This is a genomic window from Pseudomonas sp. NFPP25 (genome assembly GCF_900116505.1).
Classification (GTDB): domain Bacteria; phylum Pseudomonadota; class Gammaproteobacteria; order Pseudomonadales; family Pseudomonadaceae; genus Aquipseudomonas; species Aquipseudomonas protegens.
In genome coordinates this window covers 164812-180771 of the sequence record NZ_FPBG01000009.1, presented here as the reverse complement: position 1 = coordinate 180771, position 15960 = coordinate 164812, and the positions used below count along the sequence as shown (strand labels likewise).

At 63.5% G+C, this 15960-nt stretch carries 16 protein-coding genes and 1 pseudogene; 11 read left to right on the top strand and 6 right to left on the bottom strand.

From position 1 onward, the window contains the following. The first annotated feature begins 66 nt into the window (after positions 1–66). From BM382_RS29820 to BM382_RS29810, 5 genes and pseudogenes are all read left to right on the top strand, one after another. Positions 67–987, top strand: coding sequence for a histone deacetylase family protein (locus BM382_RS29820; RefSeq protein WP_011063623.1), 921 nt, complete (start codon positions 67–69; stop codon positions 985–987). 297 nt (positions 988–1284) lie between these two features. After that, a pseudogene (locus BM382_RS32140) lies at positions 1285–1434 on the top strand (IS630 family transposase); the annotation flags it as partial. Between the two features lie 122 nt (positions 1435–1556). Beyond that, positions 1557–1691, top strand: coding sequence for a hypothetical protein (locus BM382_RS32220; protein ID WP_275656343.1), 135 nt, complete (start codon positions 1557–1559; stop codon positions 1689–1691). Positions 1692–1706: 15 nt separating this feature from the next. Next, positions 1707–2729: a UDP-glucose 4-epimerase GalE gene (galE, locus tag BM382_RS29815; protein ID WP_072444947.1), complete on the top strand. Its 1023-nt coding sequence runs from the start codon at positions 1707–1709 to the stop codon at positions 2727–2729. An 88-nt stretch (positions 2730–2817) separates the two neighbouring features. Continuing rightward, positions 2818–4050, top strand: a complete 1233-nt coding sequence (locus BM382_RS29810) for a TIGR03862 family flavoprotein (protein WP_170866363.1) — start codon at positions 2818–2820, stop codon at positions 4048–4050. Between the two features lie 77 nt (positions 4051–4127). Here BM382_RS29810 and BM382_RS29805 read toward each other — a convergent pair whose 3' ends face one another. Next, the gene (locus tag BM382_RS29805; protein ID WP_011063626.1) at positions 4128–5462 is read right to left on the bottom strand and encodes an RNA helicase RhlE1; all 1335 of its coding nucleotides are present in this window, start codon (positions 5460–5462) and stop codon (positions 4128–4130) included. A 215-nt stretch (positions 5463–5677) separates the two neighbouring features. Between BM382_RS29805 and BM382_RS29800 the strand changes: the two genes are divergently transcribed. After that, entirely contained in the window at positions 5678–6136 is a 459-nt protein-coding gene (locus tag BM382_RS29800) for a hypothetical protein (RefSeq protein WP_072444943.1), read from the top strand. Between the two features lie 77 nt (positions 6137–6213). Next, entirely contained in the window at positions 6214–7263 is a 1050-nt protein-coding gene (locus tag BM382_RS29795; protein ID WP_072444941.1) for an alpha/beta hydrolase family protein, read from the top strand. On the opposite strand, the gene yedA is transcribed toward BM382_RS29795, so the two are convergent. Further along, positions 7264–8172, bottom strand: coding sequence for a drug/metabolite exporter YedA (yedA, locus tag BM382_RS29790; protein ID WP_011063629.1), 909 nt, complete (start codon positions 8170–8172; stop codon positions 7264–7266). A 161-nt stretch (positions 8173–8333) separates the two neighbouring features. Here yedA and BM382_RS29785 point away from each other — a divergent pair, with 161 nt between their 5' ends. Next, complete coding sequence (locus BM382_RS29785; protein WP_011063630.1) at positions 8334–8780, top strand: Lrp/AsnC family transcriptional regulator; 447 nt, start codon at positions 8334–8336, stop codon at positions 8778–8780. A 10-nt stretch (positions 8781–8790) separates the two neighbouring features. On the opposite strand, the gene BM382_RS29780 is transcribed toward BM382_RS29785, so the two are convergent. The 3 genes from BM382_RS29780 to BM382_RS29770 form a co-directional block, all read right to left on the bottom strand. Next, a complete protein-coding gene (locus tag BM382_RS29780; protein ID WP_011063631.1) occupies positions 8791–9402 on the bottom strand; it encodes a 3'-5' exonuclease in 612 nt (203 codons plus the stop codon). Between the two features lie 27 nt (positions 9403–9429). Then, the gene (locus tag BM382_RS29775) at positions 9430–9909 is read right to left on the bottom strand and encodes an NYN domain-containing protein (protein ID WP_011063632.1); all 480 of its coding nucleotides are present in this window, start codon (positions 9907–9909) and stop codon (positions 9430–9432) included. Positions 9910–10045: 136 nt separating this feature from the next. Then, positions 10046–10828, bottom strand: a complete 783-nt coding sequence (locus tag BM382_RS29770) for a DUF2076 domain-containing protein (protein WP_053154073.1) — start codon at positions 10826–10828, stop codon at positions 10046–10048. Between the two features lie 181 nt (positions 10829–11009). Between BM382_RS29770 and BM382_RS29765 the strand changes: the two genes are divergently transcribed. Next, positions 11010–11672 (top strand): YciC family protein, encoded by a 663-nt coding sequence (locus BM382_RS29765; RefSeq protein ID WP_011063634.1) that lies wholly within the window; start codon positions 11010–11012, stop codon positions 11670–11672. Positions 11673–11760: 88 nt separating this feature from the next. After that, positions 11761–12837 (top strand): endonuclease/exonuclease/phosphatase family protein, encoded by a 1077-nt coding sequence (locus BM382_RS29760; RefSeq protein WP_072444939.1) that lies wholly within the window; start codon positions 11761–11763, stop codon positions 12835–12837. Positions 12838–12874: 37 nt separating this feature from the next. On the opposite strand, the gene hrpB is transcribed toward BM382_RS29760, so the two are convergent. After that, the gene (gene hrpB / locus BM382_RS29755) at positions 12875–15394 is read right to left on the bottom strand and encodes an ATP-dependent helicase HrpB (protein WP_019093825.1); all 2520 of its coding nucleotides are present in this window, start codon (positions 15392–15394) and stop codon (positions 12875–12877) included. 130 nt (positions 15395–15524) lie between these two features. On the opposite strand from hrpB, the gene BM382_RS29750 reads away from it, so the two are divergent. Further along, on the top strand, positions 15525–15944 hold the full coding sequence (locus BM382_RS29750; RefSeq protein ID WP_011063637.1) for a hypothetical protein: 420 nt from the start codon (positions 15525–15527) through the stop codon (positions 15942–15944). Positions 15945–15960 lie beyond the last annotated feature (16 nt).

The following is a 15960-nucleotide window of genomic DNA, read 5'->3' as shown; positions in this document are numbered from 1 at the left end:
CCGTTTCCGTGGGTGCAAGTCTACATCGCTGGTAGGATCCTTCACGGGTTACTCTAAGAAAATGCCATGCCATTGCCATTGATCTATCACGACGACTACAGCCCCGAGTTCCCGGCGGAGCACCGCTTCCCCATGGACAAGTTCCGCCTGCTGCGCGATCACCTGGTGGACAGTGGCCTGACCCGCGACGCCGACCTGCTGCGCCCCGAGCTGTGCCCGGCAGAAATCCTCGCCCTGGCCCACGACCCGGCCTATATCGAACGCTACATGAGCGGCGAGTTGTCCCGGGAGGACCAGCGGCGCCTTGGCCTGCCCTGGAGCGAAGCCTTGGCCCGGCGCACGGTGCGTGCGGTCGGCGGCTCCTTGCTGGCCGCCGAACAGGCACTGGAACATGGCCTGGCCTGCCACCTGGCCGGCGGCACCCACCACGCCCACTATGACTACCCGGCGGGGTTCTGCATCTTCAACGACCTGGCGGTGATCAGCCATTACCTGCTGGAAAGCGGGCGCGTGGGCCGGGTGCTGATATTCGACTGCGATGTGCACCAGGGCGATGGCACCGCGCGGATCCTGCAACATACCGCCGACGCGGTGACCGTCTCGTTGCACTGTGAAAAGAACTTCCCCGCGCGCAAGGCCCAGAGCGACTGGGATATCCCGCTGCCCATGGGCATGGGCGACGCCGACTACCTGAACGTAGTGGACGACACCCTCAACTACCTGCTGCCCCTGTACCAGCCGGACCTGGTGTTGTACGACGCTGGGGTCGACGTGCATCAGGACGACGCCCTGGGCTACCTCAAACTCACCGATGCCGGCGTGGCCGAACGCGACGAACGGGTCATGCGCCATTGCCTGGGCCGCGACATCCCGGTGGTCGGCGTGATCGGCGGCGGCTACAGCAAGGACCGCCAGGCCCTGGCCCGGCGCCACGGCATTCTTCACCACAGTGCCCAAAAGGTCTGGGAATCGTCAGGGTGCTACTGACATCCGCAGGCCTTACCCACATCCACTGTGGAACCGCTTGTGGATAAGCTGGGAGAAAGCCTCTGCAGCCCTTGTTCCACGGGGCCTCAAGGCCATCGCCTGTTTTTTGATCAGTGACATCAGACGGTCATACAGTTGTGAGCGTCTTACCCCCAATCCCTGTGGAGCCGCCTGTGGATAACCTGCGTGAAACACGCTAGGCCCCTTGCTCTGCAAGGCCTGCAGAGCGGTGCCTGTTTTTTGATCAGGGCGCAGACCCGCCTCCCTGGCGTTTTTCGCAAACCTGGACTGGCTTCAAGGGGGATGGGGAGTATTGAATGACAACATCAGCAGTGGCTGGAGTTTCTCAAGAAGATCAATCGAGAAACGCCCAAGCATCTCAAACTGCACCTGATCGCCGACAAGCACGCCCCCACAGAAAAGTTACCCAGATATAAAAACTACCTTTCCATAACACCACAGTTTATTGAAAACAGTGATGATCAAAACCGACGAATACAACCTCGCCTTAAACCCTGAGATTACTATCTTCGGGTAGAGCTCAAGTAGTTGGTTATTAGCTGGAAAACATGGATGAAGTGCTGCTCAAGCAAAGAGCCCGCAACGAACTCACACAGAAAACTGTTGGTGGTGCTGTATCATTTTTTCAATTTCCACCATCAGTTCCAGATAACATTGCGACCGGACTGTCAGCACTCACTTGAAACAGGCTCATAACTATGCGGTTCTTAATAACTGGCGGTGCAGGGTATATCGGCTCACACACGGTGCTCGAATTGCTTCAGGCCGGCCATGAGGCGGTGGTTCTGGATAACCTGTGCAATAGTTCCATGCTCTCGCTACAGCGCGTGCAACAAATAACCGGTGTCGCCCCTGTATTTGTTCAAGGTGATGTTTGCGACCGCGCCATCCTTGACCGTATTTTCAGCCAGCACGAGATCGATGGGGTATTGCACTTCGCGGGCCTGAAAGCCGTCGGAGAGAGCGTAAAACAGCCTTTGCCCTACTATCAGAATAACGTCAGTGGCAGCATCACCTTGTGCCAGGCCATGGCCAGCGCAGGCGTCTACCGCCTGGTGTTCAGTTCCTCTGCCACAGTGTACGGCGACCCGGTGCAGATACCGCTGGTCGAAAGCAGCCCGCTGGGAACACCTACCAACGCCTATGGCACCTCCAAGTTGATGGTAGAGAAGATACTGCAGGATATGGCAGCCGCCGATCCACGCTGGTCAGTCGCCCTGTTGCGCTACTTCAATCCGGTGGGCGCCCATCAGAGTGGACTGATGGGCGAAGATCCAAACGGCCTGCCGGAAAACCTATTGCCCTACATAAGCCGTGTCGCTGTGGGAAAGCTCGAAAGACTTTCCATCTATGGCAACGACTATCCCACCCCCGACGGCACCGGTGTTCGTGACTACATTCATGTAGTTGATCTTGCCAAAGGGCACATAGCAGCCGTGAACTACATTTCCCAGCACACCGGTATAAATGCCTGGAACCTCGGGACTGGGGTGGGTTACTCAGTACTGGAAATGATCCGGGCATTCGAGGATGCCTCTGGCTGCACCATTCCCTACACCCTCTCCCCACGCCGTCAGGGCGACATTGCGCAATGCTGGTCGGATCCGTCCAAGGCACTGCACGACCTGGGCTGGAAGGCAGAACGCGGTTTGAAGGAGATGATGGAGGATACGTGGCGTTGGCAGTCGAATAACCCGGATGGGTACAGGTCGTTTGAATGAAGACGGCACTGGCCGGCAACTCATCCAGCAGGCGCTGTTCCCGAGCATTGCTTACAATAACCGCCCCTTCCATTTTCTAGGCTTTTTGATGTCCCCCACCCTTACTTCCCGCGTCGCGATTATCGGCGGCGGCCCCGCCGGCCTGATGGCCGCCGAGGTACTGAGCCAGGCCGGGATTCAGGTCGACCTGTACGACGGCATGCCATCGGTGGGCCGAAAATTCCTCCTGGCCGGGGTGGGTGGCATGAATATCACCCACTCCGAAGCCTATCCGGCCTTCCTCTCGCGCTACGCCGAGCGTGCGCCGCACATCGCCCCGTTGCTGCGGGAATTTGGCGCCGAGGCGCTGTGCCAGTGGATTCATGAGCTGGGTATCCAGACGTTTGTCGGCAGCTCCGGCCGGGTGTTTCCTACCGACATGAAGGCTGCGCCGCTGCTGCGCGCCTGGCTCAAGCGCCTGCGCGATGCCGGAGTCGTTATCCACACTCGGCACCGCTGGCTGGGCTGGAATGCCGACGGCAGCCTGCGCATCCGGCATGCCGAGGGTGAAAGTGCGGTACGGGCGGAAGGGGTCCTGCTGGCATTGGGCGGCGGCAGTTGGGCACGCCTGGGTTCCGACGGGGCTTGGCTGCCCCTGCTGGAACAGCGCGGTGTGCAGCTCGCCCCCTTGCAACCGAGCAATTGCGGTTTTGAGGTCAGCGCCTGGAGCGAGCTGCTGCGCAGCAAATTCGCCGGCGCGCCGCTGAAGAACGTGGCCATCGGCCTTGATGACGACGCACCACGGCTGGGTGAATGCGTGATCACCGCCAGCGGCATCGAGGGCAGCCTGATCTATGCCTTGTCGGCGCCGATTCGCGAATCCATCAACCGGCACGGGCAGGCGACGATCCATATCGACCTGCTACCGAACAAGCCCCTAGACAAGGTCCAGGTCGCCCTTTCCAAGCCACGCGGCTCGCGGTCCATGGCCAAGCACTTGCAGGGCCAGTTGGGAATCGAGGGGGTAAAGGCGGCGTTGCTGCGGGAGCTGACCCCGGCAGAGAGCTTCAACGATCCGGCGCTCCTGGCGGCAGCCATCAAGGCCCTGCCCCTGACGCTGATCAAGCCTCGCCCACTGGACGAAGCCATCAGCAGCGCCGGCGGCGTAATGTTTGAAGCCCTGGACGACGACCTGATGCTTCGGCAGTTGCCTGGAGTGTTTTGCGCAGGGGAAATGCTCGACTGGGAAGCGCCGACCGGCGGCTACCTGCTGACCGCCTGCTTTGCCAGCGGGCGCCAGGCGGGGCTGGGGATGCTGAAGTGGTTGCGGCGCCAGCCATAAACAGCTTCGCCGGCAAGTCGGCGCCTACGCAAGGGTAGGAGCCGGCTTGCCGGCGAAGGGCCCGGCGCGATGTCAGATCAAGGCTTGCGCTTGCGCGGCCCGGTGTTGAAAGCCGGCACCTTGCGCACCGGTTTCACCGCCGGAGCTTCAGCCACTTCGCCACTGTCCACCCACTTGCCCAGGTTGCGCTTGCCGCCACCGCCGGAGGTTTTCGGCTTCTTGGGTTTCTTCGGCTTTTTCACCACCTGGCCACTGGCGTCGGTTTCCGGCACCCGGTGCTCGGGTTCGAAATCCTGTTCCTCATGGCGCTTGAGGGTCTGGCGGGTGAGCATCTCGATCGCCGAGAGCAGGTTCACCTCGTCGGCGCATACCAGGGAAATCGCCTCGCCGGTGGAACCGGCACGGCCGGTACGCCCGATGCGGTGGATGTAGTCTTCGGCCACGATCGGCAGGTCGAAGTTGACCACCAGGGGCAGGTCTTCGATGTCCAGGCCGCGGGCCGCCACATCGGTGGCCACCAGGATCTGGATCTCACTGGCCTTGAACCGGTCCAGGGCGCGCTGACGCGTGGCCTGTGGCTTGTCGCCATGGATGCCGTCGGCATTCACGCCCTGGCCCTGGAGTTTCTCCACCAGCGCATCCACACCGTTGCGGGTCTTGGCGAACACCAGCACCTGCTTCCAGCGGTTCTTGCGCAGCAGGTGGCTGAACAGCTCCGGCTTGCGCTTCTTGTCCACCGGCACCACCCATTGCTTGACCGTGTTGGCAGCCACGTTGCGCGGGCTGACCTCGATGCTCAGCGGATCGTTGAGCATCTGCCCGGCCAGCTGGCGGATGGCGTCGGAGAAGGTGGCGGAGAACAACAGGGTCTGGCGTTTCTTCGGCAGGGCCGCGTAGATGCTCTTGAGCTCTTCGGAGAATCCCAGGTCGAGCATGCGATCGGCCTCATCCAGCACCAGGGTCTGCAACTGGCTGAACTTCACCGCATTCTGACGGAACAGGTCCAGCAGACGCCCCGGAGTCGCCACCAGCAGGTCCACGCCTTTGCGCAGCTTCATCATTTGCGGGTTGATGCTGACCCCGCCGTACACCGCATAGGTGCGCAGCGGCAGGTGTTCGGCATACTGGCGCACGCTTTCGTGGACCTGCTCGGCCAGTTCCCGGGTCGGCACCAGGATCAGCGCGCGTACCGAGTTACTATCGACTTTCGGCCCTTCCAGGGTCAGCAACTGCAACAGCGGCAGAGCGAAACCGGCGGTCTTGCCGGTGCCGGTCTGGGCCGCGGCCATCAGGTCACGCCCGCCCAGCACTGCCGGAATGGCTTGCGCCTGCACCGGGGTCGGGGTCTGGTAGCCGAGGGTTTCGAGGGCGCGCAGCAGGGGTTCGATCAGGCCAAGAGTGGCGAATGTCATGGGGGTACCGTAGGAAAAAGTCAGCACAGGGACGCAATGGGCGGCAGTTTACCCTAATTCAGGGGCTCGCTCCCGGGCCGCCCCAGGCCTGCCAAGCCCGCCCCGGTGAGTGTATGCTCGCCCCACTGTTTGCCACGGGTCGCGCACAAGGGCAGCGCAACACCCGAGCTGGCACTCAACCGCCCCTTTGCCCTTCCCAAGGAGCCTCACCGCGCATGGACAACCAAAACCCCTTCCAGGCCCCTGCCGCCGAACTCCTGGCCAGCAAGCCAACCGATCAGAGCCTGTGCCTCTACAGCGTGGCGGCCATTGGCCTGAGCACCTTCATCGGCACCTCCGTGGCCGGCGCCTATTTCATCAGCCAGAACCTCAAGGCCATGGGCCGCGAGAGCGAAGTGAACAAAGTCTGGGCCATGGGCATCGGCCTTTTCATTGCCATGAGCGTGGCAGGCTTTTTTCTTCCGGAAAGTATCCCTGCGGTGGTGTTCATCCTGCCGCCGATCTACGGGATGAACGCTTACGCACGCCAACTGTTCGGCCCCCAGGTGATAGAGCACAAGGCCGGCAACGGGCGCTTCTTCTCGCTATGGCGAGTGGCGGGAATCAGCCTGCTGTTTTCCCTGGCCCTGGCGGCAGTGTTATTCGCCCTCGTCCTGCTGAGCGGGTTCGATTAAGGCCCCCTGGCGGCCCTTTCGGCCGCCACAAGCCCCCACCGGGCAGCCTCTTGCGGCCTGGCTCAATGGAGTGAGCGATGCGCAATCTTGTCCTGTACACCTCAATGCTAGTGGGGCTTTGCCTGCCACACGCCTATGCAGCCGAATCCATCGGCTTTCGTGAAATCCAGCTAGGGGATTCCAGCCACAACCGTGAGCTGCATGTCGTCCTCTGGTACCCCACCGAGGACGGGGCAACGCCTGCCAACTCCTCGGAAAATCCGGTTTTCCAGGGGGTGCCGGCGATCAAGGATGCCCACCCCACCTCCCGCGCCCATCCATTGGTGGTGCTGTCCCATGGCTATGGCGGCGACTGGCGCAACCTCAGTTGGCTGGTACCGTCATTGGTCAGCCAGGGCTATATCGTGGCGGCACCTGATCATCCGGGCACCAGCACCTTCGACAAGCGCCCGGTGCAAGCCGCAAGGCTCTGGGATCGGCCGCGGGACCTGAGCCGGGTCATCGACGCCCTCAGCGCTGACCAGTCCCTGGCAGGCGCGGTCGACCCGCAGCGCATCGCCGCCATCGGCCATTCGCTGGGCGGCTGGACGGTCACCGCATTGGCCGGCGCCCGCTATAGCCCGCAACGCTTCCTTGAGGAATGTCGGCTGCATCCCAACCCGCGTCTGTGCGGGCTGGCTCCGGAGCTGGGGATCGCGCCGCAAAACCAGGACTCTCTGGGCACCGACCTGCGGGATCCGCGAGTCAAGGCGGTCGTCTCCCTGGACCCGGGGCTGGTCCGTGGGTTCACCCCGCAAAGCTTGTCAGCGGTGCAGACGCCGACCCTGATCCTGGGAGCAGGAGTCGATATTGCCAGCATGCCGGTGGAGCAGGAGTCGGGCTACCTGGGAACCCACCTGCCGTCGGCCACCTCCAGCCTGCTGGTGATCGCCGATGCCAGCCATTTCAGCTTCATGCAAATCTGCAAGCCAGGCGCCACGGCCCTGCTCCGGGAAGAGAACCCCGAGGATGAAATCATCTGCCGGGACGGCGGCCAGCGCAGCCGCGAAGCGATTCACCAGCAAGCGAGCCAGGTCATCGGCGACTTTCTCCAACGGAGCCTGGCCGGCCTGCCACCGGGACAGTGATCAGGCCGCCTCTTCCTGGGCCGCGGCCTTGGGCTTGCGCCATTGGGGCAGGCCGATCAGCACTACGGCACTGATGATCACCAGCATGGCCATGGCCTCCTCGATGCCAATGGTTTCGCCGACGAAGACGATGCCCAGCAGCACCGCCACCGCCGGGTTGACATAGGCGTAGCTGGTGGCCGCGGCTGGGCGCACGTGCTTGAGCAGGTACATGTAGGCGTTGAAGGCGATGATCGAACCGAAACCGGCCAGGTAGGCCAGGGCCAGCCAGCCTTCCATCGGAGGCAGGGTGTCCAGATGCTCACCGCTCAGGGCACTGCCGATCATCAGCACCACGCCACCGACAAGCATTTCCGCGGCACTGGCCATGGCGCCCTGGGGCAGCGGCAGATGCTTGCTCCACACCGAGCCGAAAGCCCAGGCCGCCGCAGCGAACAGCAGCAAGGCGGCGCCCATCGGGCTCGACTGCAGGTTGGACCCCAGGTTAAGCATGCCGATGCCAATCATCCCGAGGACGATCCCGGCCCACTCCAGGCGCGTGTTGCGTGCGCCCCAGAAATACCCGCAGAGCAAGGTGAACAAAGGCACCGTGGCCACCGCCAGCGCCGCGACGCCGGAGGTCACCCCGGAGTGTTCGGCCAGCGTTACCGCGCCATTGCCACAGCTCAACAGCAGCACACCGATGATCCCTGCGGCCTTCCATTGCGCCCAGGTCGGCGCCGGTACTCCGCGCCAGCGCAGAAAGGCGTACATCAGGCTACCGGCGATGATGAAGCGAATGCCGCCGAGCATCAGTGGCGGCCAGTATTCGACACCGATGCGAATCACCAGGTACGTCGAGCCCCAGATTACATAGAGGGCAAAAAAGGCGGCGATCAACGGCAGCGGAAAACGGCTTTGGCCAGGCATGGGAGGCGGCTCTGAGGCAGGCAGGGGGAGGTCTATTCTAGAAACTCGGCCCAGGGAACTTAAGTTACAAAACCTGTTTATAACGCCCGTACACTTTCCAAAAGATGGAGATAAGGGCTATATACCGTGCTTTCGAAAGCTGGATAGATCGAGAGCCTTCCATGGACAAGTACGACCGCATGCTCCTGGCCAGCCTGCTTGAAAATGGCCGGGCGAGTTACGCCGAGCTGGCACGCAAGGTGAATCTCTCGGCACCGGCGGTGGCCGAGCGCGTGGCCAAGCTGGAGGCCAGCGGAGTGATCACCGGCTACCAGGCCAAAGTCGACATGGCCAAGGTCGGCTTGCCGATCCAGTGCGTGATCGAACTGCGCCTGGCCCAGCACGGCAACCAGAAGGCCTATGACGAACTGATCAAGATTCCCCAGCTCACCGAGTGCCACCGGGTCACCGGCGACCCTTGCGTGATCATGCAGGCCGCAGTGGGATCGATGCCGGAGCTGGAGGAGTTGATCAACCGCGTGGCCCAGTTCGGTTTCAGCAAGACCTCCATCGTGCTCTCCAGCGCCATTGAACGGCGCGTGCCCCTGGGGCAACTGGAAAGCAAATGAACCTCGGGGCTCAGAACCCGCGGTGGCGCTTGAGGTGTTCGGGGACTTTGGCCGCGGGAACCTTCTGCAGTTTGCACAGGAAGTCATGGGACAGCTCGCGCAGGCCATGCTTGTGCCTCAGTTCGCCGGCCAGGTGGGCCACCAGGTTGGCTGCCATTTCCGCATCGGCCATGGCCCGGTGAGCCTGGCCGGTGTGCGGCAGGCCGGCGAATGAAGTCAGGGTGCCCAGCTTGTGATTAGGAGCCGCCGGCATCAGGCGCCGCGCCAGCAGCAGGGAACAGGCGAAGTTCTGCAGGCGGGTGCGCTTGATCCGGCCCAGCTCGAAATCCCAGAACTTCTGGTCGAAGGCCGCGTTGTGCGCCAGCAACGGCGTGATGCCGACGAACTCGTTGACCTCGTTCATCACCTGCTCCGCCGGCGGCGCGCTGCGCAGCATGGCATTGCTGATGCCGGTCAGTTGCTCAATAAAGGCCGGCACCCGCACGCCGGCGTTCATCAGGCTCTGGTAACGCTCGACGATGCGCCCCTGCTCAAGGATCACCACGGCTATTTCCGTGGCCCGGCAACTGCTGCTCGGGGAGATCCCGGTGGTTTCAAAGTCGATGACGGCAATGCGTTCCAAACCTGTCCTGCTCCGTATGAAAATTGATCAGCTTTTAAGCAGCAAGGCGCCTTCGATCGGCACATAGCGCGTAGCCGCGCGAATCAGCGAATTGGCGGTCAGCCCCGGCACGCCATAGGCCACCGCGCTGACCCCGTGCTTGTGGATGATGCGCTCCAGCAGCAGGTCGAAATCACCGTCGCCGGAAGCCAGCACCACTTCGTCGACATGGGCCGCAGCGTCCATGATGTCGATGGTGATGCCCACGTCCCAGTCGCCCTTGGCCGAGCCGTCGCTGCGCTGGATGTAGGGCTTGAGTTTTACCGTGAAGCCCAGGTTGCGCAGGATCTGCTGGAACTGCTGTTGCTTGCTGTCACCACGGTCGATGGCATAGGCATAGGCTTCGACTATCTGCCCTTGCTTGCTGATATCCGCCCACAGCGCCGCATAGTTGAAGTGGCAACCATAGGCCTGACGAACGGTGTAGTAGAGGTTCTGGACATCGGCGAACACAGCGATTTTCTTCACCGCTAATCCTCATGGCGCAGCAGCGCAAGGGCTGGATCGGGCCTCGGGCCCCGAAAAGTCGCCCAGTATGCCAGTCGCAGGGATTGTTCCGCGAATAATCGGTCCGGGGCAGGTGTCTGCCCCGGACCGACGCAGGTCAGACGAAGGAGTCGTCGTCGGAGAAGAACGAGCTGTCGTCGTTGTCGTAGTCGGCGTTGCTGAAGCCACCCTGGTCGTTGTTGCCCCAGGAGTCGTTGTTGGCCAGGCGCTGGTCGTCATTGCCCCAGCCGCTGTTGTCGCTGGCCGGCGCCGGTTCTTCCTTGATGACTTCGACGATTTCCTGGGGCTGCTGGTTGTTGTGGAACAGGCTGCTGATGCCCTGGGCCAGCATGACCCCGCCCGCAACGCCGGCGGCAGTTTTCAAGGCGCCGCCCAGGAAACTGCTACCCGCCGCCGGTGCCTGCTGCGGTGCATAGTTCTGTGGCGGTGCGGCGTAATTCTGCTGCGGCGCGCCGAAGTTCTGTTGCGCGGGGGCGCCAAAGGAAGAACGCGCCGGTTCACGCCAGCCACCACCGGACGACGGCGGCGGCGCGCTCTGGCTCGGTGCCGGCTGTGGCTCGCGGGAACCGCCGAAGATGCTCGACAGGAAACCGCCACCAGCCGCCGGTGCCGGAGCACTGGCCTGGGCCCGGGCCTGTTGTAGGTCAGCCTGCAATTGCTGGACTTGCTGGGTCAGCTGCTGGTTCTGCTCGTTGAGGCTCTTGAGTGCGGCCTCCTGCACCAGGATCGCCTGGGTCATGAAATACCCGGCCGCAGGCTGGCGGGTCAGATGCTCCTTGATCCGCGCCTCTGCCTGGGCGTCGCGCGGGGCTGAATCCGTTTCGGCTTGCTGCAACCGTGAAAACAGTCCATCGATCAGGGTTTGCTCTTGGTTGTTCATGGCGACCTCTTTAGATTGCCGGTAGAAATCTGGTCCGCCGCTCGGACAGAGCGGTGGTACGCACCAGTTATGGGGCTGGTGCGACGACTTTCAATGGTCTTTACCCAAGGTTTACGTTTGCTCGGGCGGGGCCTGCATCGGTTAAAGTGTGCAACCGCTTCTTCAACTGCGATCTCATCGAATGAATCCGTTAGATGTACTGCGTGACTCTCTGTATTTCTTCCAGCGCAACCTCGGGCAGATCGCCCAGCTGTGCCTGCCGCTGGTGATTCTCGAAGCCTTGCTGCAACAAGGGGTCAACAGCGCCCTGGGGCCCGATACCTTCCCGGGCTACAGCGTGGTGGTGGGCCTTCTGGTGTATCCGTTGTACACCGGTGCGCTGATCCTGTTTCTCGACGCCCGCACCCGGGGCGAGTCGCCACGTACCCGGGACCTGCTGGCCATGGCCCTGGCCCTGTGGCCGCGTTTTGCCCTGCTGACGGCGGTCAGCACCCTGCTGATCCTGCTGGGGTTGTCGCTGTATTTCCTGCCGGGGCTGTGGCTGATGGTGGTACTGGCTTTCGCCGAGTACCTGCTGGTGCTCAAGGGCATGGCGCCGCTGGCGGCCATCAGTGAAAGTTTCCGCCTCAGCCGTGGGCACTTCCTGCGGATCCTGGTGTGCATCCTGGCGGTAATGACCCCGCTGTGGCTGCTCAAGGGTGCCAGTGAAGCGGCCTATTCCGAACCGCTGAACCCGCTGCTGTCCCTGGCCATCGACAGCGCCTACAGCTTCCTGCAGCTGTTCACCAGCGTGGTGCTGTTCCGCCTGTTCATGCTGATCAGCGAGCAGCCGGACAAGCGCTAAAACCTCCCCCGGCCGCTCTGCCCCTTGGGTGACGGCCGTGCTCTCGGTTATGCTCCGGGGCCATCCTGCAACGCCATAAGCCGAGCCGATGATCCGTCTACTTCGCATCACCCTGTTGAGCCTGTTGTTGATCGGTCTGGTGCTGGCCGGGCTGGTCTACAGCCTGACCTGGCGCCCGGAAGCCAAGGAAAGCCTCGCTGTCAGTTGCAGCGCCCAGGCCGCGCCGCTGGTGCCGGGCCAGGCCCTGAAAGTGATGACCTGGAACCTGCAGTACCTGGCGGGCAAGCGCTATGTGTTCTGGAACGACCAGGCACAAGGCGAGGACGAGCAGCCGACCCTGGAGGACATGGCCTTCAGCCTCGACGAAGTGGCTCGCGTGATCCGCGACGAACAACCGGACCTGGTGCTGCTGCAGGAAGTGGACAACGGTGCCAAGGCCAGCGCCTACCAGGACCAGCTCAAACTCCTGCAGGAACGCCTTACCGATCTCTACCCCTGCAGAACCCAGGCTTACGACTGGAAAGCCGATTTCGTACCATCGCCGCATATTTTCGGCAGTGTCGGCCGACAACTGGCCACCCTCAGCCGCTATCGCATCGATCACGCCGAACGCCTGCAACTGCCCACAGCCGAACACGGCTTCATCAGCCGGCAGTTCCAGCCCAGGGAGGCCCTGCTGCTGAGCTACCTGCCCCTGAACGACGGCGGCCAGGTGGCGGTGCTCAATACCCATCTGGAACGTACTCGCACGCCTGGCCAGACGCAATCAAGGCAGGTCGCAGCCATTGGCAAAGTCCTGGATAAACTCGAAGGCCGCGGCACGCCCTGGCTGATTGGCGGGGATTTCAACCTGTTGCCCCTGGGCCAGTACCAGCGACTGAGCGACGTGCAACGGGCGCCCTACAGTGCCGACAGCCCGCTGCACCTGCTGTGGGACAAATACCCGATGATCCCCAGCAACACCCAGGCCAGCGGCGTCGACCGCGCACATTGGCTGACCCACTACCCCAACGATCCGAGCCTCGACGGCCCGGATCGCACGGTGGACTACCTGTTCTACAGCCCGCGGCTCAAGCGAGTCGAATCCCGGGTGCGCCAGGACGACACCTTGCGCATCTCCGACCACCTGCCGGTGCTGGCCCGCTTCCTCTTGCCGGCGCAATAAACCCCAGAGCGGCTACAGGGCAGCACGGGAGTTCGGGTTATTTGCGCGGTTTGACCCGCGCCGTGGCTTCGGCGATCAGCGGGTCATCCGGCCAGTAGTGCTTGGGGTAACGGCCCTTGAGGTCCTTTTTCACCTCGGCGTAGGTGCTGCGCCAGAAGTTCGCCAGATCCTGGGTGACCTGTACCGGACGTCGTGCCGGAGACAGCAGGTGCAACTTGACCACCTGGCGGCCACCGGCAATGCGCGGTGTTTGCGCCAGGCCGAACAGCTCCTGCAGGCGTACCGCCAGGATGGGTGGATGCTCGCTGTAGTCCAGGCGAATCGACGACCCGGAAGGCACCGTCAGGTGATGGGGGGCCAGCTCATCCAGGCGCTGAGGCAGTGGCCAGGGCAGCAGGTTGTGGATAATTCCGGCCAGTTCCAGGTTGGCGAAGTGGCTGAGCCGCGAGACCTTGCCCAGGTAGGGCTGCAACCACTGCTCCAGCCCCTTGAGCAAGGCCCCGTCACTGACATCCGGCCATTGGCTGGTGCCCGTGGCCTCCAGGTCCAGCTGGCGCAGCAACGCTACCCGGGCCTGCCACTGGCGCAGCTCCGGGGTCCAGGGCAGCAGCTCCAGGCCTTTGCGCCGGACCAGATTGACCAGGGCCTGGGTGCGGGCGGACTCATCCAGCCCGCTTAGCGGTTCGCGGCTGAGCACCAGTTCGCCGACCTTGCGCTGGCGTTCGGCCCGCAACACGCCTTCGCGCTCGTCCCAATCCAGCTGATCGACTTGCCGCACCTGCTCCGCCAGTACCGAATCGAACAACACCGGATCGAAATCCGCCGCCAGGTAGATGCGCTCCTCGCGCTGCCCCTGGCGGCTGCCCAGGTCGGCGATCACCAGCCAGGGTTGCTTCATCAGGCTGTCAGTTTCGCTGAACAGCGCCGCGCGACCGTTGGCCAGGCGGTATTCGGCACCGCCGGGGCGCCGCTGCTGGGCCACCCGATCGGGATAGGCCAGGGCCAACAGGGCGCCGAGCCAGCGCGGGTGCTCGGGGTCGGCCACCGCAGCCTCGGGCTGCCCGCGCAGATAGCCCCGGTACTGGCGCGCCAGTTGTCGGGCACGCTGCACCCCGCCCTGGGCTCCGCGAGCGGCACGCTCTTCCCCGCCAAGCAGCACCAGGCGGCTGTGCAGGTCGGCGCCGGCGCCGCGCAGGATATCCCGCTCCCCCAGCAGCGCCGCGACATCGCAAGCCATCGGCGCCAACCCCAGGGACTGGCCGCGCAGCAGCAGATGGGCAATGCGCGGGTGAGCCGGCAACTCGGCCATGGCCTGGCCGTGGCGGGTCAGGCTGCCATCGTCATTCAACGCCCCCAGGCGCACCAGCAAGTCCTGGGCCTGGGCATAAGCGGCACTGGGGGGAGCGTCCAGCCATACCAGTTGATTTGGCGTCACGCCCCAGCGCGCCAGTTGCAGGGCCAATCCGGCCAGGTCCGCCTGGAGGATTTCCGCACTGGCATAGGCGGCCAGTTGCTCCTGTTGATCGGCCGACCACAAGCGGTAGCACACGCCGGGCTCCAGACGCCCGGCACGCCCGGCGCGCTGGGTGGCGCTGGCCCGGGAGATACGCTGGGTATCGAGGCGGGTCATGCCGCTGCCGGGATCGAAACGCGGCACCCGCGCCAGCCCGGCATCCACCACCACCCGCACGCCATTGATGGTCAGGCTGGTTTCGGCAATGTTGGTGGCCAGCACCACTTTGCGCTTGCCCGACGGCGCCGGGTCGATGGCTGCGCGCTGGGCTGCCAGGTCCAGCTCGCCATGCAACGGGCAGAGCAGGATCTCACTGCGCTCACCCAGGGCTTCGGCCAACTGCTGGTGCACCCGGCGGATCTCCGCCTGGCCGGGGAGGAACACCAGCAGGCTGCCGCTTTCATCGTTGAGGGCCTCGAGCACGGTCTGCACCACCCTTGGCTCGATGAATTCACCGGGCTGGAAGGGTCGGCCCCAGCGCTGGGTCACCGGGTACATGCGCCCTTCACTGCGCAGGATCGGCGCATCGCCGAGCAGGGTCGACAGGCGCTCGCCTTCCAGCGTCGCCGACATCAGCAGGATCTTCAGTGGCTGCTCGTCACGAAACAGCTCGCGGCCATTGAGGCTCAGGGCCAGGGCCAGATCGGCGTCCAGGCTGCGTTCGTGGAATTCATCGAAAATCAGCAGGCCGACGCCTTCCAGGGCCGGGTCATCCTGCAGGCGCCGGGTGAGGATGCCTTCGGTGACCACCTCGATGCGGGTACGCGGGCCGACCTTGCTGTCCAGGCGGATGCGATAACCCACGGTCTCGCCGACTTTCTCTCCCAGCTCGCTGGCCAGGCGCTCGGCGGCGGCCCGGGCGGCCAGGCGCCGGGGTTCGAGCATGAGGATGGTCTGTCCGGCCAGCCAGTCCTGGTCCAGGAGCGCCAGGGGCACGCGGGTCGTCTTGCCGGCACCGGGCGGGGCTTCGAGCACCGCTTCATGGCGTGTCGCCAGGGCGGTACGCAGTGCAGGCAAAACTTCATCAATTGGCAAAGAATTCATGCTGGCTCCAAAACAGAGGCGCGAGTATAACGGCGAACTGCCTGGGGTTAATCATGGTCTGAGTGCTGATCGACAAGACTCAACACCCCGCTTCATCCCTCGTTGCTTTCGTGCTTGCTAGGAGATTTCCATGCGTATTTCCCACCGTGTCATCGGCGGCGTTCTGGTGGCCACCCTGCTGACCCAACTCACCGCCTGCGGCTCGATCTTCTTCCCCGACCGGCGCGGCCAGATCGACGGCAAGATCGATCCCCTGGTGGCTGTGCTGGATGCCGTTGGCCTGCTGTTCTACGTGATCCCAGGGCTGATCGCCTTCGGCGTCGACTTCGCCACCGGGGCCATCTACCTGGAGCCGGGCAAGACCGCGCAGATCGCGCCGGAAAAACTGCAACAGGCCATCGGCGCCGACGGTAAAGTCGACAACCGCAAGCTGCAGGCCATCCTGGAAAGCGAACTGGGGGGCAGTTTCCCCCTGGATGACCCACGCCTGATCCAGCACAAGGGCAGCGTGCAACAACTGGCGCTGTACGGCCTGCAACCTGCTGCCTGATCACTTTTACCCAGGA

Bases quoted from the DNA above. Each gene is read 5' to 3' on its own strand.
- BM382_RS29820 (WP_011063623.1), top strand. From the start codon at position 67: ATGCCATTGCCATTGATCTATCACGACGACTACAGCCCCGAGTTCCCG.
- BM382_RS32220 (WP_275656343.1), top strand. From the start codon at position 1,557: ATGGATGAAGTGCTGCTCAAGCAAAGAGCCCGCAACGAACTCACACAG.
- galE (WP_072444947.1), top strand. From the start codon at position 1,707: ATGCGGTTCTTAATAACTGGCGGTGCAGGGTATATCGGCTCACACACG.
- BM382_RS29810 (WP_170866363.1), top strand. From the start codon at position 2,818: ATGTCCCCCACCCTTACTTCCCGCGTCGCGATTATCGGCGGCGGCCCC.
- BM382_RS29805 (WP_011063626.1), bottom strand. From the start codon at position 5,462: ATGACATTCGCCACTCTTGGCCTGATCGAACCCCTGCTGCGCGCCCTC.
- BM382_RS29800 (WP_072444943.1), top strand. From the start codon at position 5,678: ATGGACAACCAAAACCCCTTCCAGGCCCCTGCCGCCGAACTCCTGGCC.
- BM382_RS29795 (WP_072444941.1), top strand. From the start codon at position 6,214: ATGCGCAATCTTGTCCTGTACACCTCAATGCTAGTGGGGCTTTGCCTG.
- yedA (WP_011063629.1), bottom strand. From the start codon at position 8,172: ATGCCTGGCCAAAGCCGTTTTCCGCTGCCGTTGATCGCCGCCTTTTTT.
- BM382_RS29785 (WP_011063630.1), top strand. From the start codon at position 8,334: ATGGACAAGTACGACCGCATGCTCCTGGCCAGCCTGCTTGAAAATGGC.
- BM382_RS29770 (WP_053154073.1), bottom strand. From the start codon at position 10,828: ATGAACAACCAAGAGCAAACCCTGATCGATGGACTGTTTTCACGGTTG.
- BM382_RS29765 (WP_011063634.1), top strand. From the start codon at position 11,010: ATGAATCCGTTAGATGTACTGCGTGACTCTCTGTATTTCTTCCAGCGC.
- BM382_RS29760 (WP_072444939.1), top strand. From the start codon at position 11,761: ATGATCCGTCTACTTCGCATCACCCTGTTGAGCCTGTTGTTGATCGGT.
- hrpB (WP_019093825.1), bottom strand. From the start codon at position 15,394: ATGAATTCTTTGCCAATTGATGAAGTTTTGCCTGCACTGCGTACCGCC.
- BM382_RS29750 (WP_011063637.1), top strand. From the start codon at position 15,525: ATGCGTATTTCCCACCGTGTCATCGGCGGCGTTCTGGTGGCCACCCTG.